The organism is Actinoplanes sp. NPDC048791 (assembly GCF_040650095.1).
GTDB lineage: Bacteria > Actinomycetota > Actinomycetes > Mycobacteriales > Micromonosporaceae > Actinoplanes.
In genome coordinates, this window is sequence record NZ_JBEZGQ010001224.1 from 1 (window position 1) to 2250 (window position 2250).

Here is a 2250-nt window from a genome sequence, read left to right on the forward strand (position 1 = left end):
GGCTGCACGAGCAGCGTGATCAGCCGCCGCCGGGTGGTGTCCCAGTCGCGGCCGTGCTGGCGCTGTTCGTCGAGGTAGCCCTCGGCCGCCGCCCCGGCCAGTGCGTCGATGAAGCCGAACAACGCCGAGGCCAGGACGTACAGCACGGCCGGTGGGAGCTCCCGCTCGACCAGGTACGCCCAGATGGCGCGCCCGCCCAGGGTGAGGATCGAGCGCAGCGCGTCGATGTCGTGGCCCTCGCGGAACTCGGTGCGGCCCAGCCCGACGAATACCGCCCGGGGACCCGCGAGCTCCCGGGCCGGCTCGGCCACCGCCCCCACGAACGCGTCCACCGCCGTCTCGACGCCCAGCGTGAGGCCGCGCCCCTGGCCACCGGTGAGCGACCGGCCCTGAGCGCTCATCGCCGTACGCATCGTGCGCAGCACCCGCTCGCGTAACCCGGCGCGCTCAGCCTGCAACCGCTCGCCGACGCCGGCCGGCAGCTCCGCGACGCGCGGCTCGATGTCGAGGAAGGCATCCGGCACGGTTTGTCACCCCGGTGATAAAGCGCGGGCGGAAATCCGCCTCGGTGGACCACCATCTTGGCACGACGATGCCTAGCGTGAGGGCATGGACGCAGATGTGATCGTGGTCGGGGCGGGACTGGCCGGGCTGGCGGCGACCGCCGAGCTCGCCGACGCGGGCCGCCGGGTGCTGCTGCTCGACCAGGAACCCGAGCAGAGCCTGGGCGGGCAGGCGTTCTGGTCGTTCGGGGGCCTCTTCCTGGTCGACTCGCCGGAGCAGCGACGCATGGGCGTGCGCGACTCGGTCGAGCTGGCCTGGCAGGACTGGCTGGGCAGCGCCGCGTTCGACCGCGAGGAGGACCACTGGCCGCGGCAGTGGGCCCGGGCGTACGTGGACTTCGCCGCCGGTGAGAAGCGGGCCTGGCTGCGGGCCATGGGTCACCGGCTGTTCCCGGTGGTCGGCTGGGCCGAGCGCGGTGGCGCCGGCGCCGAGGGGCACGGCAACTCGGTGCCGCGCTTCCACATCACCTGGGGGACCGGGCCCGGCCTGGTCGAGCCGTTCGAGCGCCGGGTGCGCGCGGCGGCCGAGCGGGGCCTGGTCCGCTTCGGCTTCCGGCACCGGGTGGACGGCCTGGTCAAGACCGGCGGGGTGGTCACCGGGGTGCGGGGACGCACGCTGGCGGCCAGCGGGGTCCGGCGCGGCGAGTCCAGCTCGCGGGAGGAGACCGGCGATTTCGCGTACGAGGCGCAGGCGGTGATCGTCACGTCGGGCGGCATCGGCGGCGACCACGACCTGGTCCGCAAGGCCTGGCCGGCCCGGCTCGGGGCCCCGCCCAAGCGGATGATCGCCGGCGTCCCGGCGCACGTGGACGGCCGGATGCTCGGCATCACCGAGCAGGCCGGCGGGCGCATCGTCAACCCGGACCGGATGTGGCACTACGTCGAGGGCCTGCGCAACTGGGACCCGATCTGGCCGCAGCACGGCATCCGCATCCTGCCCGGCCCGTCGTCGCTGTGGCTGGACGCGACCGGCCGCCGCCTCCCGGCGCCGCTGTTCCCCGGCTTCGACACGCTCGGCACGCTCAAGCACCTGATGGGCACCGGCTACGACTACAGCTGGTTCGTGCTGACCCAGAAGATCATCGAGAAGGAGTTCGCGCTGTCGGGCTCGGAGCAGAACCCCGACCTGACCGACAAGAGCATCCGGCAGGTGCTGGGCCGGGTCCGGCCGGGCGCGACCCCGCCGGTGGAGGCGTTCAAAGAGCACGGCGCCGACTTCGTCGTGGCGCCGACCCTGGACGAGCTGGTCACCGGCATGAACAAGCTGGCCGCGGAGAGCGACGGCCCGGCTCTGGACCTTGATGCGGTACGCCGCACGATCGAGTCCCGCGACCGCGAGCTGACCAACCCGTTCAGCAAGGACGCGCAGATCACCGCCATCCACGGGGCCCGGCGCTACCGGGGCGACCGGCTGATCCGGGTGGCGACGCCGCACCGGTTGCTGGACCCGGCGGCGGGCCCGCTGATCGCGGTCCGGCTCAACATCCTGACCCGCAAGACCCTGGGTGGCCTGCACACCGACCTGTCGGGGCGGGTCCTGCAGGCGGACGGCTCACCCCTGCCGGGCGTGTACGCGGCGGGTGAGGTCGCGGGCTTCGGCGGCGGGGGCATGCACGGCTACAACTCCCTGGAAGGCACCTTCCTCGGCGGCTGCCTCTTCTTCACGCCGTGCACAACCCCTCGAACG

At 73.5% G+C, this 2250-nt stretch carries 2 protein-coding genes; one reads left to right on the forward strand and one right to left on the reverse strand.

The window, feature by feature from the left end; all coding sequences use genetic code 11:
• Positions 1-524 (reverse strand): hypothetical protein (locus AB0C29_RS44645; RefSeq protein WP_360833912.1); only part of this gene is annotated, 524 nt, incomplete at its 3' end.
• Positions 525-609: 85 nt separating this feature from the next.
• On the opposite strand from AB0C29_RS44645, the gene AB0C29_RS44650 reads away from it, so the two are divergent.
• Positions 610-2250, forward strand: a 1641-nt coding sequence (locus tag AB0C29_RS44650) for an FAD-binding dehydrogenase (RefSeq protein ID WP_360833914.1), incomplete at its 3' end; no start/stop codon positions are given.